The organism is Pseudomonas sp. AC463, assembly GCF_979253585.1.
Map to the genome: position 1 here is coordinate 1 of NZ_CEEDDZ010000121.1, position 447 is coordinate 447.

Below are 447 nucleotides of genomic sequence, written 5' to 3' on the forward strand. Positions count from 1 at the left end.
TCCTTGACGTGGTACGCGTAGAGCCGCGACCCGAGCCGCTCGATCAGCGCCTTCGGATCCTCACCCGCGTGCACCGCCCAGTACAGGTCCAGTTCCAGCTTCACGAGCGACGGGTCGGTTTCCTTGAGCAACCGGTCGTACAGGCTGACGCCACCCGGCTTGATCGTGAACTCGAAGTCGTGGTTGTGATAGGCGAAGCCCAGCCCCGCCTTCTTCAGGTCCGCGGCGAAACGGTTGATGTTCGGCAGCGCCGCGTTCCAGCCCGCCTCGGTCCGATGCTCGTCGGTCATGTACGGCAGGACGACTGTCGTCGCGCCCAGCGTCTTCGCCATCGTCACCGACTGATCGAAATGTCGCAGCAGCGCGTCATAACTGATATGCGCGGACGGTGCCTTCAGCCCGAGCCGGTCCGTGGTCCGGCGCAGCATCGCATGGTCCATCGTGTCG

1 protein-coding gene is annotated in these 447 nt (G+C 64.4%); it reads right to left on the reverse strand.

The window, feature by feature from the left end:
- On the reverse strand, positions 1-428 hold a 428-nt coding region (locus AC0IYH_RS29380), incomplete at its 3' end, for a sugar phosphate isomerase/epimerase family protein (RefSeq protein WP_471837560.1).
- Positions 429-447: the final 19 nt, after the last annotated feature.